Source organism: Flavobacterium piscis (assembly GCF_031457575.1).
Taxonomy (GTDB): Bacteria; Bacteroidota; Bacteroidia; order Flavobacteriales; family Flavobacteriaceae; genus Flavobacterium; species Flavobacterium piscis_A.
The window spans coordinates 15,043-37,621 of record NZ_JAVDWQ010000004.1 but is presented as its reverse complement, the minus strand read 5'-3'; the positions used below and the strand labels follow the sequence as shown (position 1 = coordinate 37,621).

The following is a 22,579-nucleotide window of genomic DNA, read 5'->3' as shown; positions in this document are numbered from 1 at the left end:
TTTTCGTAGCAGTAACCCGAGATCAAATCACTCAAAGTTACTCCATCTAAATCAATTTTTTGGAACCCAGTTGTCACTATATTCTTTTGATATAAAATTAAAAATCATAAATTCTTCTTTACTCTTGTGACGAACAGCAATTTGCATTGCGTCCTCTGTTAAGTTAATAATTTTATAATTAGACCAATCAGCAACATCACTGGCAGCACTGGCGCTTTGTAAAATTGCTGCATTTGTCATGGTTAACGCATGGTTTGTTGCATCAAGAAAATAAGTTCCGTTTTCTATACCTCTTGTAGTTGTTAATGCATGATTTACTGTTACAAATGGCCCTCCGTCTAAACTAAATGTCATTGAACCATAATCTCCGGCAGCTGTTATCCATTGATTACCTTGCCAGTCTGGCTCCCATATCCAACACAAAGCACTATCACCGGTACATTCTTTTTTCCATCCCAGTTTATTTCCAGAAAATGCTACTGGACCTGCAAAATATTTTGAAACTCCGTCTGCATTTAAATCCAAGTACCATGTTTTTGATTTCCCTACCCCACCAGATAAAGCAGTCCAAAGAGGGTCATTTACATAGTTTAAGTTATCATCTGAAACCGTAATAGTTACTGGATCCAACTCAACAATACCTCCGCCAGTAACTGCAGATATTTTTATCGTATAGGTCCCTTTAAAAGCATACTTTACTGTTTCGGTAGCTTTGTTTGATTTTCCTGTACCATAATCCCAAGTAAGTACAACTCCTTTGGTTTTATTTTTCATTATGACAGTATTTCCACCCGGATCAGCTGCTAAATCCTGAGTAATTTCAAAATCTATATCCGATTTATTAGTCGGCCCTTCCAAAGAATAAGTTTCAGGCGAACAGGATGACAGTAGCGATAATGTTACTGACATCAAAAATGTTGCAATTAATAATTTAATATTTTTCATTTTGTTTCATTTTTAGTTTAAAATTACCAACCGGCATTTTGTTTTAAAACATTTCCTGACAACGTAATCTGAGTATTAGGAATTTGTTGCAACCCTTTTGTCTCCTGAATTTTAGCAGCTGAAATTGTTTTTGCAGTAGCGACTCCGCCGCTTAACAATGTTGTAGTTTCGGCAATAGTTGAAGAAGCTTTACCAATTCCCTGACGCAATAAATCCCAATATCTTACTCCTTCAAGGGCAAACTCCAAATGTCTTTCGTTCAAAATATTATCCTGATTTACTGCCAAAGGTGTAAAATTCTCTTTATACGCTCTTTGTCTCACTTGGTCAAAATAAGATTGAGCACTTCCACTTCCTAATTCAGCAGCCATCAACAAAACATCTGCGTATCTTAGTACTACATAATCCTGAAACTGGCTTATATCCCAAAACTGGCTACCTAAAACAAGAGGAAGATCTTTTCCGTCTTTATCCACCATTGGCGAGTATTTTTTGTTATAATAACCTGTATATTCCCTTTGATTATCTATTTTGGTGAATGCTATATTTTCTTCATCAATTCCAATCATAGTAGCTACACGTCTTGTATCGTTGGCATTATAAGCATTCCACAATTTTGAGTTAACTGTAACTCCCCATCCGCGTCCATAAGGATAAGATGAAAACTCTCTCATTCCAAACATTACCAGCCAATGGTTTCCGTCAGTATTTCCTTGATAATCACTAGTATAAGTATACTTTATCGAAAATACTATTTCCCTATTACTTTCCCCTGCATACTCATCAACTGAAGCTGCCGGCCATAAAGTAGAAAAATCATCAACTAAACCATGACCACTACCTGAAATAACATCTTCTAAATGACCTAAAGCCTGTGCTTTTGTTACTACACCAGCCAAATCAGTTTTTCCATAATATCCGGTGTAATACAAATAAACACGACCTAATAAAGATTTTGCAGCCCATTTGGTGATTCTTCCACCTGGTACAGAATTGTATGCTCCTGTCGTCAAATTGTCTGCTGCAAATACTAAATCTTCAGCTATTACTTTATAAACATCTTCCGGGGCTGCCTGTGGAACATTTTCAGTAGTAGGAACTGTTATTAATGGAATATTACCCCACAAACGCACCATTTCAAAATACAAATAAGCTCTGATAAATTTAGTTTCAGATTCGTAAGTGTTTCTTAAGGCAGTATCTCCTTTCCAGTCAATCTGATCCATCTTTAACAAGAAAACATTACAACGATAAAGTGCTTTATAATACGCTTTCCAATTATTATTAAGTAAATCTACATCTGAGGGAGAGCGGCTAATATCAAATTCATCAATAGCTGCAAAACCGTAACCATCTGAAGCACCAGTGCCTCCAAAACAGTCATCAGACATTACTTCGCTTATCACAGGAATTCCCATACCACCAGCACCGGTAGCAACTTGTAAACCATCATAACAACCTACTAATGCTGTATAAGCATCATCTGTAGTTTTGTAAAAATTTGTGTCTGTTTGTTGTGTTAGTGGCTCTGTTTCTAAACTACAAGAACCCAGAGACAATAAAGCCAAACAGAAAATATATAAATAGGTATTTTTCATTGTTTTATTTATTAAAGTTTAACATTTAATCCCAACATATATGTTCTTGGTCTTGGATAGTATCCTACATCAACACCAGATGAAAATTTTTGGTCATCATTTGAAGAACCAAATCCAATTTCAGGATCCATACCGTCGTATTTTGTAAAAGTGTAAAGATTTAATACTGAAAAGTAAAGTCTGAACTGGCTTGCAAAGAATGTATTAGATTTATTTATTTTCGCCAGGTCAAATCCTAATGTAACCGTATTAATTCTTAAGAAATCACCATCCTGAACATATAGATCAGAAAATTGTGTAAAGTTTCTATTGTCTTCAGTTACTCTGGGCATAGTGTTAGAAGAACCTTCACCATGCCAACGGCTTAATATAGCTGAGGTATAGTTTCCGTAAGCTCCCGATTGGTTTCTGTATGATTGTACGATTTGGTTTCCAGCCACACCATTTGCCATCAATGAAAAATCAAAAGCTTTATAATTAGCTGATAAAGAAAAACCAAAAGTAAAGTCCGGATTAGGATTTCCGATGCTTGTTTTATCATAAGCATCTATTTTGTCATCTCCGTTTACATTTTGGTAAATTAAATCTCCCGGAGCTGCACCTGGCTGTAATATTACACCGTTAGCCGATTTATAGTTATTAATTTGTTCCTGAGTCTGAAAAACACCACCTGTTTTATATCCCCAGAAATATCCCAAAGGAAATCCATTTTGAGCTCTGTAAAACTCACCGGCATTATCATATAATTCATTGCTCAATCCGTGAATAATACCTCCCTCACTAGGTATTTGACCGACAGTATTCTTATTATAAGCACCGTTTGCACTCACACTATAATTAAAATCTCCAATTTTGTTTTGATAATTAAGGCTTAACTCTACCCCTTTATTAACAACATCTCCACCATTTATATATGGAGGTTCAGCACCTGCAGTCGCTAAAACAGGCGCTAGAATTAACCAGTCTTTATTTGTTTTCTGATACACATCAAAAGTAACACCTAATGCATTATTTAAAAATCTGGCATCCAAACCAAGATTTATTTGCTCTGAAGTTTCCCATTTCAAATCAGGATTTGAGTACCTTTCCGGATAAGCTCCCGGAGTAAGAACGCCTTCGGTATTACCAAAAATATAATTTGTGTTATTTGATTTCATTACCGCTAAATATTGAAACGAACCAACTCTTTGATTACCTACCTGACCCCAGCTGGCTCTTAATTTAAGAAAATTTATCGCCTGTGAATCTTTCAAAAATGTTTCATTTGAAGCAACCCAACCTGCAGATAATGATGGAAAATAACTCCATTGATTTCCTGGAGAAAATTTTGATGAACCATCTCCTCTAAGTGTTGCGTTAAACAAATAGGTTTCTTTAAAATTGTAGTTTAATCTTCCAAAATAAGACATCAATATATTCTCCTCTTTTTGTCCCTTGATTGTTATTTTGGCTCCGTCTTTATTAGTCGTATTATCTATCCAGGCATGTTCTAAATCATTAAAAATAGAATCCGCATTGTTTGCTTCTACAGAAGTTCCAGCGTAATTAATATAGGATGTTCCCGCCATGGCCTCAAAATGATGATTCTCAGCTACATTAAATTTATACCCCAGTAAATTATCCCAGGTAATGCTTCTGTTTTTGCTCATGTTTTGATTCACCTGATCAAAATCATTATTTGCATAGGTTGACAAATGATATACAGGTTTATAAGAATGACCTTCAGAAACATAATAATCAAGTCCTAAAGTCGTCTTAAATGTTAAGTTTTTTATAGGCTCAACTTGTAAATAAACATTTCCTAATAACTTTTGATTATTACTTTCATTTTGATTGTTATAATCCATCATTGCATAAGGATTTGCCTGACCTGCCAGCCAAGGTTCACTATTTTGGGTACTATCATAATAATTACCATTTGCATCGTACATCGGCAATAATGGTGATACCTGAAAAGCACTTCTTAAAGAATTGTTGTATTGATTTCCTACTCCAATTCCATTTTTATTGATGTAAGCAAAACTTAAGTTCTGACCGAAAGTAAGAACATCTTTGTATAATTTATGTTCTGAATTGAATCTGAAATTATAACGCTCGTAGTTGGATAAACCTGCACCTCCAACAACTCCTTCCTGCCCTAAATAAGCCAATGAGGTAGAATAAACAGAGGTATCTGAACCTCCGGATGCACCAAACGAGAAGTTTTTTGTAGCTGCATTATCCGTCAGCATTTTATCCATCCAATTAGTTCCTTTTCCTAATGAAGCAATCTGAGCATTAGTAAAATAAGGGTTTTTACCAGAGTTTACTGCTGCTTCATTTAAAATAATACCATATTCTGTAGCATCTAATAGATCCACTTTTCTGGCCACTGATTGCACTCCATAATACTGATCAAAAGTAATTCGTCCCGGAGAACCTCGTTTCCCTTTCTTTGTTGTCACTAAAATAACCCCATTCGCAGCTTGTGAACCATAAATAGCTGATGAAGCAGCATCTTTTAAAACAGAAATTGATTCAATATCAGAATTGTTCAAGTAAGTAATATCTCCGGTTAGTATGCCGTCAACTACATAAAGAGGACTGCTGCCCCCTGTAGTTCCCAAACCTCTTATTACAACATTTAAACCCTCTCCCGGCTGCCCTGAAGTAGATGTGATTTGAAGCCCGGCTGCCTGTCCTTGCAGTCCCTGAAGCGCATTTATAGTATTTGTTTTGGCAAGATTTTCACCGGTAACCTGTGTAATAGCACTTGTTACAGTTGTTCTTTTTTGCGTACCATAACCAATAACCACGACTTCTTTAAGCTCAGCTGATTCGGTTTGCAACGTAACATTAATCGTCTTTTGAGTTCCAACAGTTATACGTTCGGTTTTAAAACCCATAAAACTGATTACAATTACGCTACCTGTTTTTGCTTCTAATTTAAAATTTCCATCAAAATCTGTTGATGTTCCTGTTCTAGTTCCTTCAATTGCAACAGTGGCACCAGGAACTCCCATTCCGTCTTCTGCCGATTTCACATTTCCACTTACAAATTGGGATTGCTCTTGGGCAAAACCAGATTGCATCGTAAATATGCTAAGCAACAGCACCATACAAAACTGGAGCTTTGTTGTTTTAGTACAATATTTTCTTTTCATAATAATTAATAATTTGGTTTAAATTTATTGTTAGTAATCTTTAATCTAAATTGATTTATATTCAAAATAATTCTTGTCAGCCACTATTAAGATGGAAGTTTTGTTTTTACTGGTGATTTTTTGCTAAGGCCTTTTTTAAAAATATCTTTTTTAATTTCAGGTTCATTACACTAAACAATCCCACCCTATTGACAGGACTTCTAAAAAAACACTAATACATTAAGATGCTGTTAGCCTAAATCTCCTTATTCTTAAAAGAAAAAAACATTTCTATTTTTTTCATTATTTTAAAAAATAGTATTATTTCCAACTTATAGTCAAACAGAACTTATCTTATGGTTAATTTGACTACAAGTATACTATATTTTTTCCGTATTAACAAAATTTTAAATATATTTATTTGCTATTGAAATTATTAACGGTGTATTTTTATCGATTTTGTAACAGAAAGAGATTTTATTAAATAAAAGATATTAAAAAAATAGTGATTTAAGAATTTATTAGTAAACAATTAAAATTTATACTTAAAAATCATTAATTTCTTAAGAAAAAGAATGAATAATATTATCTTTCAAACATTTAACTAAAAAATATACAGGTAAATTAACCGTAACTAAACATATTATTTATTTAATTTGTCTAAACTTTAAGGTTATGGTTAAAAATGTCGACGAGGATAGCATTGTAAAAAATGAACATTCAGCTATGAATGCCATAACTATTGATTGTGTCATATTTGGTTTTGACAAGGGGAGTTTAGAAGTGCTTTTAGTGCAGCATGGGGAAGGGATCAGCAAAGGAAAATGGGGGCTTCCCGGAGGATGGATCAATAAGAAAGAAAGCACAGACGATGCTGCACACCGAATATTAAATGAACTAACGGCTTTAGATCATATCTATTTAGAGCAGCTTAAAGCGTTTGGAGATCCGGATCGTTTTCCACTTAGACGTGTTATTACTATTGGTTATTATGCTCTGATAAAAAGAGAAGATTATAATATTAAAGCGGGTTTTACAGCCTCCGATGCAAAATGGTACAAAATAAACAGTATTCCGGGCTTAATTTACGATCATAACGAAATTCTTACTTATAGTTTAAAACATCTTCGAAGCAGAGTTCGTCAGGCTCCTATTGGATTTAACCTCTTACCAGAAAAATTCACATTATTACAATTGATGCATTTATATGAAGAAATTTTAGGAATTGAAATGGACAAGTCTAATTTCAGACGAAAAATTCTTCATATGAAATTACTGGTAGCACTTGACGAAAAACAACAGGATGTTTCACACAGAGCTGCTAAATTATACAAATTCGATCCGGAAATTTACACTAAGCTTACCGAAAAGGGATTCAATTTTGAATTTTAAATTCATGAATAAAAATAAAAAATGACATTTTTATCTTCCAAAAATACCTCAGAAACAAATAACAAAACCTCCCCGGCTGTTCAAAAAACAGCTATAGACGGAATCACAATCGACTGTGTTATATTTGGATTTAACAAAGAAAGCCTTGAAATCCTTTTAGTACAACATGCTGAGGGGGAAAGTGTAGGAAAATGGGGGCTTCTTGGAGGCTGGCTGCAAAAAGAAGAAAGCGCCGATGATGCTGCCCAGCGCATATTGTATGAACTTACCAGTCTGGATAATATTTATCTGGAGCAGTTGAAAGCCTTTACCGATCCTAAACGTGTGACTGATAAAAGGGTTGTAACTATTGGCTATTACACATTGGTAAACCGGGAGGATTATAATATAAAAGCCGGCTTTACTCTGAGGGAAGCAAAATGGTATAAAATCAATCAAATACCGGATTTAATTTTCGACCATAATGAAATATTAAACTTTAGTCTGATGCAATTACGCAATCGGGTTCGTCAGGCTCCAATTGGATTTAATCTGTTGCCTGAAAAATTCACACTTTTGCAATTGATGCACTTATATGAAGAAATTTTAGGAATCGAATTGGACAAATCAAATTTTCGTCGAAAAATTCTGCACATGAAATTGCTGGTTGCGCTCGATGAAAAGCAACAGGACGTTTCACACAGAGCCGCTAAATTATACAAATTTGATCCTGAAATCTACAAGAAACTGACCGAAAAAGGATTTAATTTTGAATTTTGAAAAATGATTTTAAATTGCCAATTTAACAATCAAACATCTTCATTCCAGAATCCAAAACTTTGCGCTATCTTTGCGCCTTAATAACATGCTCTACAGCAATTGCTCTAGCGCAGATTCATACCCAAAAATTACTTAAACTCGTACAGAGAATTGATATCATAAAATGAAGAAGATACGTAACTTTTGCATTATTGCACACATTGACCACGGTAAAAGTACACTTGCTGACCGATTATTGGGCGCTACACAAACCGTTACAGCCCGCGAAGAAAAAGCACAATTGCTTGACAACATGGATCTGGAACGCGAGCGTGGAATCACCATTAAAAGTCACGCCATTCAAATGGAATATACTTATAAAGGAGAAGAATATATTTTAAATTTAATTGACACTCCCGGTCACGTTGATTTCTCATACGAGGTTTCCCGATCAATTGCCGCTTGTGAAGGTGCACTTTTGATTGTTGATGCTGCACAAAGTATTCAGGCACAAACAATTTCTAATTTATACCTGGCTTTAGAAAATGACCTGGAAATTATTCCGGTTTTGAATAAAGTAGATTTACCAAGTGCTAATCCTGAAGAGGTTAGTGATGATATTATCGATTTACTTGGATGTAAATTAGAAGATATTATTCATGCTTCCGGAAAAACTGGTTTTGGTGTTGAAAATATTTTGGCTGCCATTATCGAAAAAATACCTCCCCCAACAGGAAATGTTGATGAGCCATTACAAGCTCTGATTTTCGATTCACATTACAATCCGTTTCGTGGAATTGAGGTTATTTTCCGTGTAAAAAACGGGCAGATAAAAAAAGGGCAAAAAATTAAATTCATGGCTACAGGAAATGAATATTTTGCGGATGAAATTGGTACATTAAAATTAAACCAGGTTCCTAAAAATGTTATTTCGGCAGGTGATGTTGGGTATTTAATTTCAGGAATTAAAGAAGCGAAAGAAGTAAAAGTTGGTGATACTCTGACTGATGCCAAAACGCCGACTACCAATATGATTACCGGTTTTGAAGACGTAAAACCAATGGTTTTTGCCGGAATTTATCCTGTAGATACTGAAGATTATGAAGAGTTGCGTAACTCTATGGAAAAACTACAACTGAACGATGCTTCATTGGTGTTTTTACCAGAAAGTTCAGCTGCTTTAGGATTTGGTTTCCGTTGCGGCTTCTTAGGAATGTTGCATATGGAGATTATACAGGAAAGACTGGAACGTGAATTTAATATGACTGTAATTACTACTGTTCCCAACGTTTCATACCTGGCGTATACCAAAAAAGATCCTACGACAGGATTTGTGGTGAACAACCCTTCAGATTTGCCGGAACCATCAAAATTAGATCACGTAGAAGAACCTTATATCAAGGCTACTATCATTACTAAATCTGATTTTGTGGGCAATGTTATGTCATTGTGTATTGAAAAACGCGGATTGATTACCAACCAAACCTATTTAACTACTGAAAGAGTAGAATTGACTTTTGATATGCCTCTGGCTGAAATTGTATTCGATTTTTACGATCGTTTAAAAACAGTTTCAAAAGGATATGCTTCGTTTGATTATGCACCAATTGGAATGCGAACTTCGAACTTAGTAAAAGTAGATATTTTATTAAATGCTACAATTGTAGATGCTTTATCTTCTTTGATCCACGTAGACAATGCCTATCATATTGGTAAAAAAATGTGTGAGAAATTGAAAGAATTAATTCCACGTCAGCAGTTTGATATTCCAATTCAGGCCGCAATTGGAGTAAAAGTAATCTCTCGTGAAACCATCAAAGCCCATCGTAAAGACGTTACCGCAAAATGTTATGGTGGAGATATTTCACGTAAACGTAAATTGCTGGAAAAACAGAAAAAAGGTAAAAAGCGTATGAGACAGGTTGGAAATGTTGAGATTCCGCAAGAAGCGTTTATGGCTGTTTTAAAACTTAACGACTAGTGTTTTAGAAGATAGAATAAAGAGTCAGGAATATAGACTAACCCAATGACGAAAATTGTTGGGTTTTTTGTTTAATAAATTTCTTCCCTAAGCCATCAAACTCCCACAAATCCCTAATCCTACAAGTAAATAAACTGCTGACAGAATAAACAAAACTTTTGCTGTTTTTGGATGATTTTTTCTTACTGAGAATCCTATTATCGAGAATAAAAATGGCGGACCAACCATTATTAAAACCAAGATCGTTACCAGTCCATCTAAATTCCCTACTTCTAATGCTGTCATATACTTTCCATTTTACTTCTTAATTCTTCTAATCTTTCTATTTTATCATCTCTGTAAAACAAGTTCATTGTTTCGAACGGAATGATTTTATTGTCTTTATTGACAATATGAACACATGATTTCTTGATTGCCCTTACATCAAAATTATAGGCATCTATAAATTGCATGATAATGATTCTGAACAAATTATCATAGCCTAAATCCGGAGCGTCAATATTGGGAAGGCAGCACAAAATCGATTTTAAATTCTCCTGCGCCACTTCTACGGAATTTCCGGTGCTGAACAGTTCAATCATTTTGCCGTGAAGCACTTCGTCCTGTTCGTAAATAATCGTGTTTTTACTGTTGTCCAATAAATCATTGGGATTGATATAGCGCGTTAACGGAAAAACCTCATCGCCTAATTTCAAGGCATACCCCATTACCAAAGCATCAGGATTGCAGGGAACAGGAAGCAAATCATCTGAATTGAAAATTGAAGTTTGTTCTAAAATTTTTCTTCTCACTTCCGTTAAGGTCATTCTGTCCGTTTCCGGATTAAAATTCTCCAGCCTTCCTGCAATTTGCGTGGGCTGAAATGTAACGCCCCTGACACATTTTTGTTTCAGTGCAAAATCAATTATTTTTCCTATTTCGTTATCATTCAGCCCTTTTTGAAGTGTAATCACCAGGGTTGTAGATAAATTCAATTCGTTTAAATTTTCCAGAGCCTGCATTCTTATTTCGCTCAAATCGGCACCACGTAATTCCTGCAGCACACTATTTTCAAAAGAATCAAACTGCAGATAGATTTCAAAATCAGGAGAATAGGCTTTCAGCTGTCTGGCAAATTCCTTGTCTTTAGCAATCTTGATTCCATTGGTATTCAGCATCAGATGTCGTATCGGAAGTGTTTTTGCATAATCCAAAATCTCAAAAAATTGCGGATGAATTGTTGGTTCCCCTCCACTAATCTGCACAACGTCCGGTTCTTTTTCATTTAAAACTATGGTATCCAGCATGGTTTTCACTTCCTCCAAAGTTCGGTGTCTTCCATAAGAAGGCGATGAACCGGCGTAACAGGTTGGACAAGTCAGATTGCATCTGTCGGTAACTTCCACTACAGTCAAACAGGAATGTTGTTCGTGATCCGGACATAAGCCGCAGTCATACGGACAGCCATAATGCGTTTTGGTATTGAAGGTATAAGGTGTTTCGGAAGGTTTATTGTAATTTCGAATATTTTTATAATACGGAATATCATCTGCAATGAGCACTTTTGAATTCCCGTGTTCCGGACATCTTTTGAGCATGTAGACATTATCATTTTCAAAAACAATTTTGGCATCAATCCGCTTCAGGCATTCCGGACAAAGGCTTAAAGTAAAATCATAATAGGTGTATTTTCTAACCGGCATTTTTTACTAAATTTAAAATTGTTTTGTGATAATAAAGCATACAAATTAAGCATAAAATCTGAATAGAACTTAATCCGGCTAAAAAGAAATTATTGGGTTTTATAAATTCTATACAAAAACGAAAAGCAAAGTAGGCAATCATAAAATACTGGAAAATCAATCCGCTCTGTAAATTTTTGTTTTTTAATTTCCATAAAACAAAGAATAATACAACGAGGAAAATTAATTCGTACAAAGCAACAGGATGACGTTTGAGATTATCTCCAAGGTTCATTCCCAGAAAAAAAGAAGTTTCTTTTCCGTAAGTAAATTCGTTTATTCCTGACAAAAAACAACCAATCCTGCCAATAAAAATTCCTAAAATAATGGGAAATGTAAACAAATCGCCTGAGGATTGCTTTTCGCCTATCCATTTTTTAGCCAATTCAACACCCAGAAGTCCGCCAAATAATCCGCCCATAATGGTTTTGGTATTGAAAAGATGTAATAGTGCAGGTAAATCCGATGGCAAAACAGGATTTTCTAAAAAACCCACTAATCGGGATCCCAGTAAAGCTCCGATAGCCGCTCCCAAAATAATGGATAACCGATTCATGGATACAATGTTATCGGAAGTTCTTTTTCGTAAAAAAGCATAATAACGATATCCTAAAAAGAAAGCCGAATATTCTAAAATCAAATGAATATTGATTTCATAACCAAAAAGAACAGGTTCAAATGGAATCGTCATTTTACTGATTTAATTATTGATTTGTTTGTAACGTAAACTGCAGTTGTAAAGATGCAAAAAAATATTGTTTTTCGGCTTTTATGATAAAGTACTATCTTTGAAAAAAAGCCTTCAAAATGGACGAAACCCCAAAACGATTTGACCGAATTGTCGCCATCCTGATTCAATTACAATCTAAAAAAATTGTAAAAGCCCAGGAATTGGCTGATCGTTTTGAAGTTAGTTTAAGAACTATTTATCGGGATATCCGAACTTTGGAAGCATCCGGAGTTCCAATTTACAGTGAGGCCGGAGTTGGTTATGCGCTGATGGAAGGCTACAGACTTCCGCCGGTTATGTTTACACGCGAAGAAGTAAGCAGTTTTATTGCGGCCGAAAAACTGATGCAAAAATTTACCGATCCTTCTTTAGGAAGTTATTACGCTTCAGCAATGTATAAATTGAAATCGGTTTTGAGAAGTACTGATAAAGACTGGCTTTCAAATATTGAATCGAGAGTTGTCATGCAAACTGCAGAACCTATGTTTAATGATAATTCACCCAATACTTTGGCTGTTCTCTTTGAGGGTATAGCCGAGAAAAAGCAAATTTTGCTATCGTACAAAACTTTTGACAAAGACGAAACAACACAAAGAAATATTGAGCCTGTTGGGGTTTTTCATGATCATAATAATTGGTATTTTTTGGGATATTGCCATTTGCGTAAAGATTATCGCCAATTTAGAACGGATAGAATTCAGGAAATTAAAAAAACAGAAAATGATTTTACGATTGAACACGATTCTTTAGAAACCTATTTAAAAAAACCTGAAGCTATTACTACTACAAAAGTTCGAATTTTGATCGAAAAGAAAATTGCCGGATATTTATCCCATGAAAGAAAATATCACGGTTTTGTTTCTGAAAAAGAAGTGGGCGACAAAATAGAAATGACTTTTATGTCACGCGATATCGAAAGCGGTTTTCCGCGTTGGTTTTTAATGTTTGGGGATTATGCGACCATTCTGGAGCCGGAAGAGCTCAAAAAAAGGACTTTGGAATTACTGGAAATAAATAGGGCAAGGTTATTAAAAAACTCCTAAAATGAAATTCATCTCAGGAGTTTTGACTTCGTTTTTTGAAAAATAATTATTACTGTCCTTTTACAACATTATAGAAATTATAATCCGTATTTGATGCATCGGTAATACCAATATTTCGACCAATGGTAACAATTTGCCCTCTGTGGTAAGTTCCGTGATTTATAACCTGCAGTAAATAGTCGCTAAGAGGAAGTTCACACTGAAACCATGGGTTCTCTATTTTAATTTCTTTAGATAATTGTTCCTCAGACAATGAATTTATATAAGAAGCTAATTTTGCAGAGCTTTGCAATAATCTTTCAAATATTTCATTTTTATTTAAATCAACATTTTCTTTCTTTTCAAATAGTGGTGTTTCTGAAATTACCGAATACCAATATTCTTCTGTTTCCCAAATATGGTTCAGCGTTTTAGCAATACCAGAATAACTTGACGGAACTTCCTCAAACAGTAATTCGTCTGATTTTTCAGAAAGCCAATTGACAAATTGCTGGTTAACCCATAAATTATAATTGGCATAATTAGTCATTATTTTTTTTAAGCTCATATTGTTTAATTTTTGAATTATTTAAAAAAGATTGCTGCAGATTTTTTTGCTATTCTCTTTCCCAGAAAAAAGGAGGTTCAATTCCTAAGGCTCTTAAATACACATATCCCTGACCACGATGATGTACTTCGTTTTCGATAAAATAAAGGATATTCTGAATAACCGGAAATTCGTATTGACCAAAAAGATTAAACGTTTCATTGAAATCTTCAATAGATAGTTTTTGCCAATACTGATTAATTTCTGCAGTTGCTTCATCCCATTTTTCCAGATACTGCGCTTTAAAAATTAATTGTTCTGTTTCTTCTTCGGTAAAAGGCTTAACTTCTTTATTTACAATTCCTTTAAGGCCCGGAACTGCTATTGCCAAAAGTTCATCAGTCAGTTTCGCAAAAGAACGCATTCCTGCTATCGAGAATTCAAAAAAATCTTTTTCAGGAAAAGCTTCAATTACACGACGGGTTAAAGCGCGGTGACCTTGCCAGTGTTTCAATAAATCTTCCGGAGTAATTACTTGTGCTGCTAATGTTTTCATAATTTTAAAGTTTTAATTATTTAATACTTCAAAATTATTAAGGGTCGGTGACAACAGTTTGTCAGCAGGAAAAAAATTTTTATTTCCTTTATAAATTAAACCCGACAGGTTTTAAAACCTGTCAGGTTAAGTACTGAATAAAATAGATATTTATTTGTTTTTCAACCATTCAAACAGCCTGTTAGCATCTTCAAATTTAAACAATTGTGTTCCTTCATTCATTGTTGCTGCTGATCCGCAGGCAACGCCCCAACGAATCACTTCTTTCAGGCTTTTATTTTGAGACAATGCCCAAACCATTCCGCCAACCATACTGTCTCCTGCCCCAACAGTACTCTTTTTAGCAACATTGGGAGCGGGAACATATTCATACGCATCTTTTGTGACCAAAACTGCTCCTTGCGGCCCTAGTGAAACTACAACAATTTCTGCTCCGCCATTTGAAATGATTTTTTTGGCAGCCTCATTTACTTCTTCCATTTCCAGACGTTCAACCCCAATAAGTTTTGCGAGTTCGCCCACATTTGGTTTTATCAGATAAACTCCGGTCTCCAGAACCTTTTTTAAGGCCTCTCCGGAAGTATCTACAATTAATTTTGAATTTGATGCCTTCGTTATTACTGCTATTTTCTGATAAAAATCAGACGCTAAACCTTCATTTAAGCTTCCGCTTGCTACCAAATATTTTGGTTTTAAATTCGAAATCGTTTCTAAAAGCTTTTCAATTTCCAAATCAGATAAAACATCTCCGGAAAATCCAAAACGATATTGCGAATTAGTATTATCGTCCACAGCAATAAAATTTTCTCTTGTTGCGGTTTCAGTTTCAATTGCTTCAAAATCTACCGATTCTTTCTTAACTAAATCTTTCAGCATTTCACCAACAGGTCCGCCGGATGTAAAAACTGCCAGTGAACTTCCGCGTAAGCGGGAGATTGCTTTAGAAACATTTATTCCACCTCCGCCTGCGTCAAATTGTGGTGCTGCGCATCTTATTTTTTGTTCAGCAATTAAACCTGAAAAATGCGTGCTTTTATCTACAGAAGGATTTACAGTTAGTGTAACTATATCAAATGATTTCATATTTTATGTTTTATTAATCTTAAAGATCGGAAAAAAATATTGATTTTAATAAACCGGCAATTTCAAAACAGAACTGATTGTGATTTAAATTAGACAAAACCTTTGCAACTTTGTACCTTTGCAGCATACAAACATTGGAACTTAGAAAAAATGATCGAAGATAAAAATCCGCAACGGACCAGTATAGCGCAGTTAGGTGAATTTGGCTTAATTGAACATTTAACCAAAAAATTTGATGTAACTCAGGAATCTACATTAAAAAGCATAGGCGATGATGCGGCGGTTCTTGATTTTAAAGATAAAAAAGTAATTGTTTCTACCGATTTATTAATCGAAGGCGTGCATTTTGATTTGGCTTATATGCCATTAAAACATTTAGGGTACAAAGCAGTTGTAGTAAACGTGTCTGATATTTGTGCCATGAATGCCAGACCAACGCAAATAACAGTTTCTGTGGCAGTTTCTAATCGTTTTCCGCTGGAGGCTTTAGAAGAATTATTTGAAGGAATTACACTTGCTGCAAATGAATATAAAGTAGATGTTATTGGCGGCGATACAACCTCATCACAAAAAGGATTAATTATAAGCATAACAGCGATTGGTGAAGCCGATGAAGATGAAATCGTATACAGAAACGGTGCTAAACAAACAGATTTACTTGTTGTAACGGGGGATATTGGTGCCGCTTATATGGGATTACAGGTTTTAGAACGCGAAAAACAGGTTTTTCAGGTAAATCCAAATAGTCAGCCAGATTTAGACCTTTACACGTATTTGATTGAGCGTCAGTTAAAACCTGAAGCACGAAAAGATGTTCGTACTTTATTACACGCTCTTGAAATAAAGCCAACATCGATGATTGATATTTCTGACGGATTATCATCAGAAATTATTCATTTGTGCAAACAATCAAAAGTGGGTTGTAATTTATATGAAGACAAACTTCCTTTAGACCCACAGTTTATTTCGACTTGCGAAGAATTCAATATTGACAGTACAACTGTTGCAATTAATGGCGGTGAAGATTATGAATTGTTATTTACTATTGACATTAATGATTTTGATAAGATAAAAGGAAATCCAAATTTTACGATTATTGGTCATATGGCCGAAGAAAATGAAGGAATTCATTTGGTAACCCGTGCAAATACAAAGATCCCTTTAAAAGCCCGGGGTTGGGATGCTTTAACTGAATAAAGATTTATCACATAACAAAAAAGTGACAAATTGATGTCACTTTTTTGTTTGATTTATATTTAGAACAATCCTCTAATTTTGGCTTCTTTAAACAATTCCTCATCAGATCCGGAGGTTATTTTAAGCAATTCCTTCATGTTTGTTTTTCGTCTTTCAATCGCAATTAAGGAGATCGGAATGTAATGTGGAATATCTTCTGTTTTTGTTCCTTTGGATAAATGGAAAAGGATTTGTTTATCAAATTCATCTATTTCAATTGAATTAAAAGCAGATTCAGTGATCATTTTTTCAACAGACTGGCTGTAATATTTTTTATTTTTAATTACCTTATCAAAAGCCAAAAGCAATTCATCAAAAGTCAGATCGTTTTTAATAATTAATCCGTTTGGATTTATCGTACGAATGATTGTTTTTATCTTCAGTAATTCTGTATACATTGTAAGCAGTATTATTTTACAATTTGGTATATGTTCCATAATTAATTTTGCCAGATCCTCGCCGGAAAAAATTTCTTTTTCCTCATATGCCGGCATACTTATATCCAAAAAAGCAATATCAAAAGCGGGAGACTCCGGATTCATAATAATTTTATACGCAGACTGACAATCTTTGGCCTGAGCTATAGAAAACTCATACTGGTCAGATTTATAGCGCGTAATAGCATTTTTATAACCCTCAATAATAAATGGATGATCATCAACTATTAATATATATTTTTTAATTGTTTCTGAATTTTTATCAATTGTCATTATTTTTCAGCTTTATTTTTTGATCAATCGGGACTCTGATTTCTATTATTGTTCCATCTCCTTTATGGGATCTCATATCAATAACCCCATTGCATTCTTTTGTTCTGTAAAAAATATTTTGTAACCCTATTCCTTTTTTAATCCTGTTTATATTAAAACCAACTCCATCATCGCTTATTATTAAAAACAAATAATCGACTTCGTTTTTAAATTCTACTTTTACAGTTTTAGCATTCGCGTATTTATTACAATTTTGCAATGCTTCCTGAACTATTCTGTACAAATTAATCTTAATTGAGTTGGCAATTAATTCCCATTTAATACTTGAATCAATATTTGAAATTAACTCCGAATCAAATTTTTCCCGCTGATTATCTAATAATTCATCCATTATGGCTACAAAATTATTAATCACATCTGATTTTTCCTTATTCAAATCATGGGAAATCTCACGAATATCCTGTTCAATTTCCTTTAATTCAGATAAATATTTTTTCCGTTTAACTACTGCCGTAGCATCATCCAGTTTGTCCAGACTGTCCAGACTTATTCTGACCCCAAACATTCTTCCTAAAATTCCATCATGCAAATCCTGGGAAACACGCTTTTTATCTTTGATTCTAATGGCTTCAATTGCATCTTGCTGAGAAATCATTAAATTATAAATGTCTTGGTTTGCAATTTGCTGTTGTTGCTTAAAAAGAAGCTCTCTGTGTTTTGCTTTTTGCGTTTTGTAAACATAGATCAGGATGCCTAACAACCCTAAAATACTAAATACATAAATCAAAGTCCTGTTCTGTGTATTTAAACTTGTGTTTTTATCTTTTATTTCATTAGTTTCATATTCTATTCGGGAAAATTTTTCCCCCATCATTCTTTCTTCTTTTTGAACTTTTTCATTCACCTCAATATACTCTTTAGAATAAACGGAGGCATTTGCAGGATCAACCAAAGCGATTTGTTTGAGCACTTCTAATGTATTTCTTAATTTATTAGACCTGCGAGACAGGATCAGTGCTTGTTTCGAATATTGTATTGCTCTGAAAGTATCTTTATGATAGGCAAAATATTCTGATAAATGTATTTTATTTAAAACAATCCCGGAGTCTAAGTTTAAACTGTCCCTTATTTTTAAAGCTTCAAAAAATTGCTCAGGAAGCCCTTCAGATTCTCCTGATTTAAATTTAGAATAGGCCAGATTATCAAGCAGCATAGCATATAATATTGTATTTTCTTTAAAAAGATTTTTTTGATCCAGAGCTTTTTGAAAATGTATTTTAGCCTGATAATAATTATTCATGCTCAAATAAACAAAACCAATATTATTGAGTGAAGACGCTGTGAATTGTAACTGTGATGGAATTGATTCATCTTTCAGAATACTTAATGCCTTATTATGAAATTCCAGTGCTTTACTATATTCTTCCCTGGAATTATACAAAATTCCTAAAAGATTATAAGAACTATAAAACAAATCACTAACATTTTTCTTTTTTTTTAATAACTGTAGTGCTTTAAAAACCGTTATTTCACTTTCAAAAAAATTACCCTCATCAAACTGCAGGAAAGCCTTACTTAAAAGTGTTTTAGCCAGGTTATACTCATCATTAATTTGAAGATATAATTTTTCTGCTGCAAAGTAATTCATGAAAGCACTATCTGAAACCGCGTTAGACCTGTAATAGTCCCCTAAATAAACATATGCCTGAGCCATATTAACAGTGTCAAGGGTACTTTTGGATCTTTGTAAAATTAAATTTGATGTCTCCTCATAAGATTTCCAGTCACTCATGTTATAATATCGATTCGCTACCCTAAATAGGTTTATTTTATTGAGTGAATCATTTTTTTGCCTGATAATTATTGCAAATGCCTTCTTATTATATTTTTGTTTATATTCATATGGTATATTATCATCATTAGCCAATGACAAATAAGCAGCAAGACTATCAGTTGACAGGTTGACACTTCCATCATTTTCATTTTTTTTGGTACAACCAAAAAGCATTATAAGAAAAAGGAATAATATTGTATAATTATTTTTCAATCCTTGAGTGTGTTTTATCAAAAATACTAAATCTACAGACACAAAAAAAGGCTGTCAAAAAATTGACAGCCTGATAAGAATTCTGACTATTTTTTTTAGTCCATTTTTTTAACATTCCCTAATGATTGTGTATCACTACTAAAACTACTTATTTGCGCTGAATTTGCATTCGATGTAGTCTCTGATTTGTAAACATCTAATTTCTTATTACCACAACCAGCACATACACCACCAATAGGAGGGTCCTGAGCAACTGATTTCATGCTTGATAAGCTATTTGAATTTTCTACTGTAGTAAAAGAAGTTGTTACTAATGCTAAAGTAAATAATGCGATTGTTGCGATTGATTTTTTCATGTTTGTGGGATTTATGTTATGTTATCTTTTACATTTTTGATTCCATTTCTGCTGGAATTCTTTTGTAAAACTAAACAGTAATCCTCTGCAATCATTTAAAAAAAAGGTGTTTATGGTCAATGCTATCCGTTCATGAGTGAATGGGTATCAAATCTGGGCGAACGGTTTTATTTTTAAGTTTCTATATAATTTTCATTCGCAAATTCACTAATAATAAAATCAATATTTGCCTTATAAGACTTTGAAAATGGGAGCTTTATAGTAGTTTTTTTTATATAACACAATGAATTTCCCGTATGAATCCTAGAAATATAATTTCGATTTACGATATAGCTATTATGAATCCTGATAAAAGGATTTGATAAAACGGTTTCGAAATGTTTTAAGGTTTTGAATGCCGTTATCATCTCTCCGTTTTTTAAATGGATATCTGTAGAATTATTATCTGCCTGAAAATAACATATTTCATTTGAATCAATATAACGGTGATCTCCATATGATTTTACACATAATATAAACGATCTTCTATTTTTACTAATCAGACCTGATTCATTCTCCTGCTTTTCTTTCGGCTTTACATTTTGCACAAGCAGAACCTCATCTTCTACATTCGATTTATTTAGTTTGTGGATTAATTTTACGAAATCTATGGCAGATAATGGTTTCAACAGATAATCGGTTACCTTATATTGTATACAGTCAAACGCCAGATCTTTACTTTTTGTTGTAATAACAATTTTGGGCATTTCTTTTAAATACATCAACAATCCATTAAGTAAATTTAAAGACAATTCACTCTTCTTATCATTAGGATCTATTTCTAAAAAAATTAAATCCGGGGTATGTTTTAAAATTAAATTTAATCCATCAGTACAATTATTTGCTGAAGCTATAAAATTGAGCTCAGAAAATTCACGGGCAATTTTCTTAATTTTAACAACACTTTCAGGATCATCATCTAAAATTATGTAGGTATAATTCATTGGATCGGGTTTGGAATTAATATTCAATTAAGGCGTTTTCTTTAAAATAAAGCATCTAAAGTTAAAAAAAATATTGAAATTCACACCTAATCAGCTAAAAACTTAAAGATTAACAAAAAAAATCCCAAACTCCGAATTTGGAATTTGGGATTTATATATTGAAATTAAAAACTTACATCTTCATCAACCAGTTTTTCATTGAAACTTCATTTTCAATAATTGACTTCAAATCGGCAATAGCTACACGGTCTTGTTTCATGGTATCTCTATGGCGAATTGTTACAGTCTGATCCTCGATAGTCTGGTGGTCTGCCGTAATGCAAAAAGGAGTTCCAAGAGCATCCTGTCTTCTGTAACGACGACCTACAGCATCTTTTTCATCGTATGCTACATTGAAATCCCATTTTAAATCTTCGATGATTTTTTTAGCGATTTCTGGCAAGCCATCTCTTTTTATCAACGGTAAAACAGCCGCTTTTGTTGGCGCTAAAACGGATGGTAATTTTAAAACTGTTCTTGTTGATCCGTCTTCTAAAGTTTCTTCTTTTAATGAAGTAGCAAAAACAGCAAGGAACATTCTATCTAGCCCAACTGAAGTTTCTACTACATACGGCACGTAGTTTTCATTCAATTCAGGATCAAAATATTGTAATTTTCTTCCTGAAAATTTTTCGTGTGCTTTTAAATCGAAATCGGTACGAGAGTGGATTCCTTCTAATTCTTTGAATCCGAAAGGAAAATTAAACTCTATGTCTGCAGCTGCATTTGCGTAGTGTGCTAATTTTTCGTGATCATGAAAACGGTAATTCTCTTTTCCTAATCCTAAAGACAAATGCCATTTTAAACGTGTTTCTTTCCAGTACTCATAAGATTGCATTTCTTCACCCGGACGCACAAAAAATTGCATTTCCATTTGTTCGAATTCACGCATACGGAAAATAAATTGTCTTGCCACAATTTCATTTCTAAACGCCTTACCCGTTTGAGCAATTCCAAACGGAACTTTCATACGACCTGATTTCTGCACATTAAGGAAATTCACAAAAATACCCTGAGCGGTTTCCGGACGTAAATATAAGTCCATTGCAGAGTCTGCAGAAGCACCTAATTTAGTTCCGAACATTAAGTTGAATTGCTTGACGTCTGTCCAGTTTCTGGAACCAGTTTCTGGATCAGCAATTTCTAATTCTTCGATTAAAGCTTTTACATCAGCCAAATCTTCGTTTCCTAATGAACGCGCTAATCTTTCCAGAATTTCTCTTTCTTTAGCAAGATATTCAACAACACGCGCATTTGTCGTGATAAATTCCTGTTCGTTAAAAGCATCGCCAAAACGCTCTTTTGCTTTTTCGATTTCTTTTTTTGCTTTCACATTAAGCTTTTCAGCATAATCTTCAACCAAAACATCGGCTCTGTATCTCTTTTTCGAATCTTTATTATCAATTAACGGATCATTGAAGGCATCAACATGGCCTGAAGCTTTCCAGGTCGTTGGATGCATTAATATTGCGGCATCTAAGCCCACAATATTCTCATTCATCTGAACCATTGACTTCCACCAATATTCACGGATATTCTTTTTTAGTTCGACTCCATTTTGTGCATAATCATACACTGCACTCAATCCATCGTATACTTCGCTTGACGGAAAAATAAATCCGTACTCTTTTGCGTGCGAAACCACATTCTTAAATATATCTTCTTGTTTTGCCATAGTGATGCAAAAATATAAAAAGTCCATTTAAAAAAAAGAAAAATAATAAAAGATTAAAGTACCAATTTGCGTATTTTTGTAGTTAAATTCCTCTTTTC

19 protein-coding genes are annotated in these 22,579 nt (G+C 33.9%); 5 read left to right on the top strand and 14 right to left on the bottom strand.

From position 1 onward, the window contains the following. Window positions 1–51: 51 nt before the first annotated feature. The 3 genes from J2W48_RS07295 to J2W48_RS07285 are packed head-to-tail and all read right to left on the bottom strand — an operon-like array spanning window position 52 to window position 5,686. Window positions 52–945 (bottom strand): hypothetical protein, encoded by an 894-nt coding sequence (locus tag J2W48_RS07295; RefSeq protein ID WP_310279888.1) that lies wholly within the window; start codon window positions 943–945, stop codon window positions 52–54. A 23-nt stretch (window positions 946–968) separates the two neighbouring features. Next, window positions 969–2,543: a RagB/SusD family nutrient uptake outer membrane protein gene (locus J2W48_RS07290; protein WP_310279885.1), complete on the bottom strand. Its 1,575-nt coding sequence runs from the start codon at window positions 2,541–2,543 to the stop codon at window positions 969–971. Between the two features lie 11 nt (window positions 2,544–2,554). Further along, window positions 2,555–5,686 carry a SusC/RagA family TonB-linked outer membrane protein gene (locus tag J2W48_RS07285; RefSeq protein ID WP_310279883.1) on the bottom strand — a complete coding sequence of 1,044 codons (3,132 nt, stop codon included), beginning with the start codon at window positions 5,684–5,686 and terminating at the stop codon, window positions 2,555–2,557. 654 nt (window positions 5,687–6,340) lie between these two features. Between J2W48_RS07285 and J2W48_RS07280 the strand changes: the two genes are divergently transcribed. The 3 genes from J2W48_RS07280 (at window position 6,341) to lepA (ending at window position 9,776) form a co-directional block, all read left to right on the top strand. Next, on the top strand, window positions 6,341–7,057 hold the full coding sequence (locus tag J2W48_RS07280) for an NUDIX hydrolase (protein ID WP_310279881.1): 717 nt from the start codon (window positions 6,341–6,343) through the stop codon (window positions 7,055–7,057). A 21-nt stretch (window positions 7,058–7,078) separates the two neighbouring features. Then, window positions 7,079–7,816 carry an NUDIX hydrolase gene (locus tag J2W48_RS07275; protein ID WP_310279879.1) on the top strand — a complete coding sequence of 246 codons (738 nt, stop codon included), beginning with the start codon at window positions 7,079–7,081 and terminating at the stop codon, window positions 7,814–7,816. 163 nt (window positions 7,817–7,979) lie between these two features. After that, window positions 7,980–9,776, top strand: a complete 1,797-nt coding sequence (lepA, locus tag J2W48_RS07270; protein ID WP_310279877.1) for a translation elongation factor 4 — start codon at window positions 7,980–7,982, stop codon at window positions 9,774–9,776. A gap of 87 nt (window positions 9,777–9,863) precedes the next feature. On the opposite strand, the gene J2W48_RS07265 is transcribed toward lepA, so the two are convergent. Genes J2W48_RS07265 through J2W48_RS07255 form a run of 3 tightly spaced genes read right to left on the bottom strand, consistent with a single transcriptional unit; the run spans window position 9,864 to window position 12,188 of the window. Further along, window positions 9,864–10,061: a hypothetical protein gene (locus J2W48_RS07265; RefSeq protein WP_310279875.1), complete on the bottom strand. Its 198-nt coding sequence runs from the start codon at window positions 10,059–10,061 to the stop codon at window positions 9,864–9,866. Next, window positions 10,058–11,458 carry a radical SAM protein gene (locus J2W48_RS07260; protein WP_310279873.1) on the bottom strand — a complete coding sequence of 467 codons (1,401 nt, stop codon included), beginning with the start codon at window positions 11,456–11,458 and terminating at the stop codon, window positions 10,058–10,060. The genes J2W48_RS07265 and J2W48_RS07260 overlap by 4 nt, the downstream gene beginning before the upstream one ends. Beyond that, a complete protein-coding gene (locus J2W48_RS07255) occupies window positions 11,448–12,188 on the bottom strand; it encodes a prolipoprotein diacylglyceryl transferase (protein ID WP_310279871.1) in 741 nt (246 codons plus the stop codon). The genes J2W48_RS07260 and J2W48_RS07255 overlap by 11 nt, the downstream gene beginning before the upstream one ends. Before the next feature lie 116 nt (window positions 12,189–12,304). Here J2W48_RS07255 and J2W48_RS07250 point away from each other — a divergent pair, with 116 nt between their 5' ends. Then, complete coding sequence (locus tag J2W48_RS07250) at window positions 12,305–13,270, top strand: helix-turn-helix transcriptional regulator (RefSeq protein WP_310279869.1); 966 nt, start codon at window positions 12,305–12,307, stop codon at window positions 13,268–13,270. Window positions 13,271–13,319: 49 nt separating this feature from the next. Here the strand turns inward: J2W48_RS07250 and J2W48_RS07245 are convergent, their stop codons facing one another. The 3 genes from J2W48_RS07245 to J2W48_RS07235 form a co-directional block, all read right to left on the bottom strand. Further along, complete coding sequence (locus J2W48_RS07245) at window positions 13,320–13,817, bottom strand: DinB family protein (RefSeq protein ID WP_310279867.1); 498 nt, start codon at window positions 13,815–13,817, stop codon at window positions 13,320–13,322. 49 nt (window positions 13,818–13,866) lie between these two features. After that, on the bottom strand, window positions 13,867–14,352 hold the full coding sequence (locus tag J2W48_RS07240; protein WP_310279865.1) for a DinB family protein: 486 nt from the start codon (window positions 14,350–14,352) through the stop codon (window positions 13,867–13,869). Window positions 14,353–14,502: 150 nt separating this feature from the next. Next, window positions 14,503–15,435, bottom strand: a complete 933-nt coding sequence (locus tag J2W48_RS07235) for a 1-phosphofructokinase family hexose kinase (RefSeq protein WP_310279862.1) — start codon at window positions 15,433–15,435, stop codon at window positions 14,503–14,505. A 150-nt stretch (window positions 15,436–15,585) separates the two neighbouring features. On the opposite strand from J2W48_RS07235, the gene thiL reads away from it, so the two are divergent. Continuing rightward, on the top strand, window positions 15,586–16,632 hold the full coding sequence (gene thiL / locus J2W48_RS07230; protein WP_310279860.1) for a thiamine-phosphate kinase: 1,047 nt from the start codon (window positions 15,586–15,588) through the stop codon (window positions 16,630–16,632). Between the two features lie 59 nt (window positions 16,633–16,691). Here thiL and J2W48_RS07225 read toward each other — a convergent pair whose 3' ends face one another. From J2W48_RS07225 to J2W48_RS07205, 5 genes are all read right to left on the bottom strand, one after another. Then, window positions 16,692–17,381: a response regulator gene (locus tag J2W48_RS07225; protein ID WP_310279858.1), complete on the bottom strand. Its 690-nt coding sequence runs from the start codon at window positions 17,379–17,381 to the stop codon at window positions 16,692–16,694. Then, window positions 17,371–19,428 carry a tetratricopeptide repeat-containing sensor histidine kinase gene (locus tag J2W48_RS07220; protein ID WP_310279856.1) on the bottom strand — a complete coding sequence of 686 codons (2,058 nt, stop codon included), beginning with the start codon at window positions 19,426–19,428 and terminating at the stop codon, window positions 17,371–17,373. Before J2W48_RS07220 ends, J2W48_RS07225 begins: the two co-directional genes overlap by 11 nt. A gap of 95 nt (window positions 19,429–19,523) precedes the next feature. Next, a complete protein-coding gene (locus tag J2W48_RS07215; RefSeq protein ID WP_310279855.1) occupies window positions 19,524–19,784 on the bottom strand; it encodes a hypothetical protein in 261 nt (86 codons plus the stop codon). 173 nt (window positions 19,785–19,957) lie between these two features. Beyond that, on the bottom strand, window positions 19,958–20,767 hold the full coding sequence (locus J2W48_RS07210) for a LytR/AlgR family response regulator transcription factor (protein ID WP_310279853.1): 810 nt from the start codon (window positions 20,765–20,767) through the stop codon (window positions 19,958–19,960). Between the two features lie 172 nt (window positions 20,768–20,939). Further along, window positions 20,940–22,481: a glycine--tRNA ligase gene (locus J2W48_RS07205; RefSeq protein WP_310279851.1), complete on the bottom strand. Its 1,542-nt coding sequence runs from the start codon at window positions 22,479–22,481 to the stop codon at window positions 20,940–20,942. Window positions 22,482–22,579: the final 98 nt, after the last annotated feature.

Bases quoted from the DNA above. Each gene is read 5' to 3' on its own strand.
- J2W48_RS07265 (WP_310279875.1), bottom strand. From the start codon at position 10,061: ATGACAGCATTAGAAGTAGGGAATTTAGATGGACTGGTAACGATCTTG.
- J2W48_RS07205 (WP_310279851.1), bottom strand. From the start codon at position 22,481: ATGGCAAAACAAGAAGATATATTTAAGAATGTGGTTTCGCACGCAAAA.
- J2W48_RS07235 (WP_310279862.1), bottom strand. From the start codon at position 15,435: ATGAAATCATTTGATATAGTTACACTAACTGTAAATCCTTCTGTAGAT.
- J2W48_RS07210 (WP_310279853.1), bottom strand. From the start codon at position 20,767: ATGAATTATACCTACATAATTTTAGATGATGATCCTGAAAGTGTTGTT.
- J2W48_RS07250 (WP_310279869.1), top strand. From the start codon at position 12,305: ATGGACGAAACCCCAAAACGATTTGACCGAATTGTCGCCATCCTGATT.
- J2W48_RS07255 (WP_310279871.1), bottom strand. From the start codon at position 12,188: ATGACGATTCCATTTGAACCTGTTCTTTTTGGTTATGAAATCAATATT.
- thiL (WP_310279860.1), top strand. From the start codon at position 15,586: ATGATCGAAGATAAAAATCCGCAACGGACCAGTATAGCGCAGTTAGGT.
- J2W48_RS07215 (WP_310279855.1), bottom strand. From the start codon at position 19,784: ATGAAAAAATCAATCGCAACAATCGCATTATTTACTTTAGCATTAGTA.
- J2W48_RS07240 (WP_310279865.1), bottom strand. From the start codon at position 14,352: ATGAAAACATTAGCAGCACAAGTAATTACTCCGGAAGATTTATTGAAA.
- J2W48_RS07280 (WP_310279881.1), top strand. From the start codon at position 6,341: ATGGTTAAAAATGTCGACGAGGATAGCATTGTAAAAAATGAACATTCA.
- J2W48_RS07260 (WP_310279873.1), bottom strand. From the start codon at position 11,458: ATGCCGGTTAGAAAATACACCTATTATGATTTTACTTTAAGCCTTTGT.
- J2W48_RS07290 (WP_310279885.1), bottom strand. From the start codon at position 2,543: ATGAAAAATACCTATTTATATATTTTCTGTTTGGCTTTATTGTCTCTG.
- J2W48_RS07275 (WP_310279879.1), top strand. From the start codon at position 7,079: ATGACATTTTTATCTTCCAAAAATACCTCAGAAACAAATAACAAAACC.
- lepA (WP_310279877.1), top strand. From the start codon at position 7,980: ATGAAGAAGATACGTAACTTTTGCATTATTGCACACATTGACCACGGT.
- J2W48_RS07295 (WP_310279888.1), bottom strand. From the start codon at position 945: ATGAAAAATATTAAATTATTAATTGCAACATTTTTGATGTCAGTAACA.
- J2W48_RS07285 (WP_310279883.1), bottom strand. From the start codon at position 5,686: ATGAAAAGAAAATATTGTACTAAAACAACAAAGCTCCAGTTTTGTATG.
- J2W48_RS07225 (WP_310279858.1), bottom strand. From the start codon at position 17,381: ATGACAATTGATAAAAATTCAGAAACAATTAAAAAATATATATTAATA.
- J2W48_RS07245 (WP_310279867.1), bottom strand. From the start codon at position 13,817: ATGAGCTTAAAAAAAATAATGACTAATTATGCCAATTATAATTTATGG.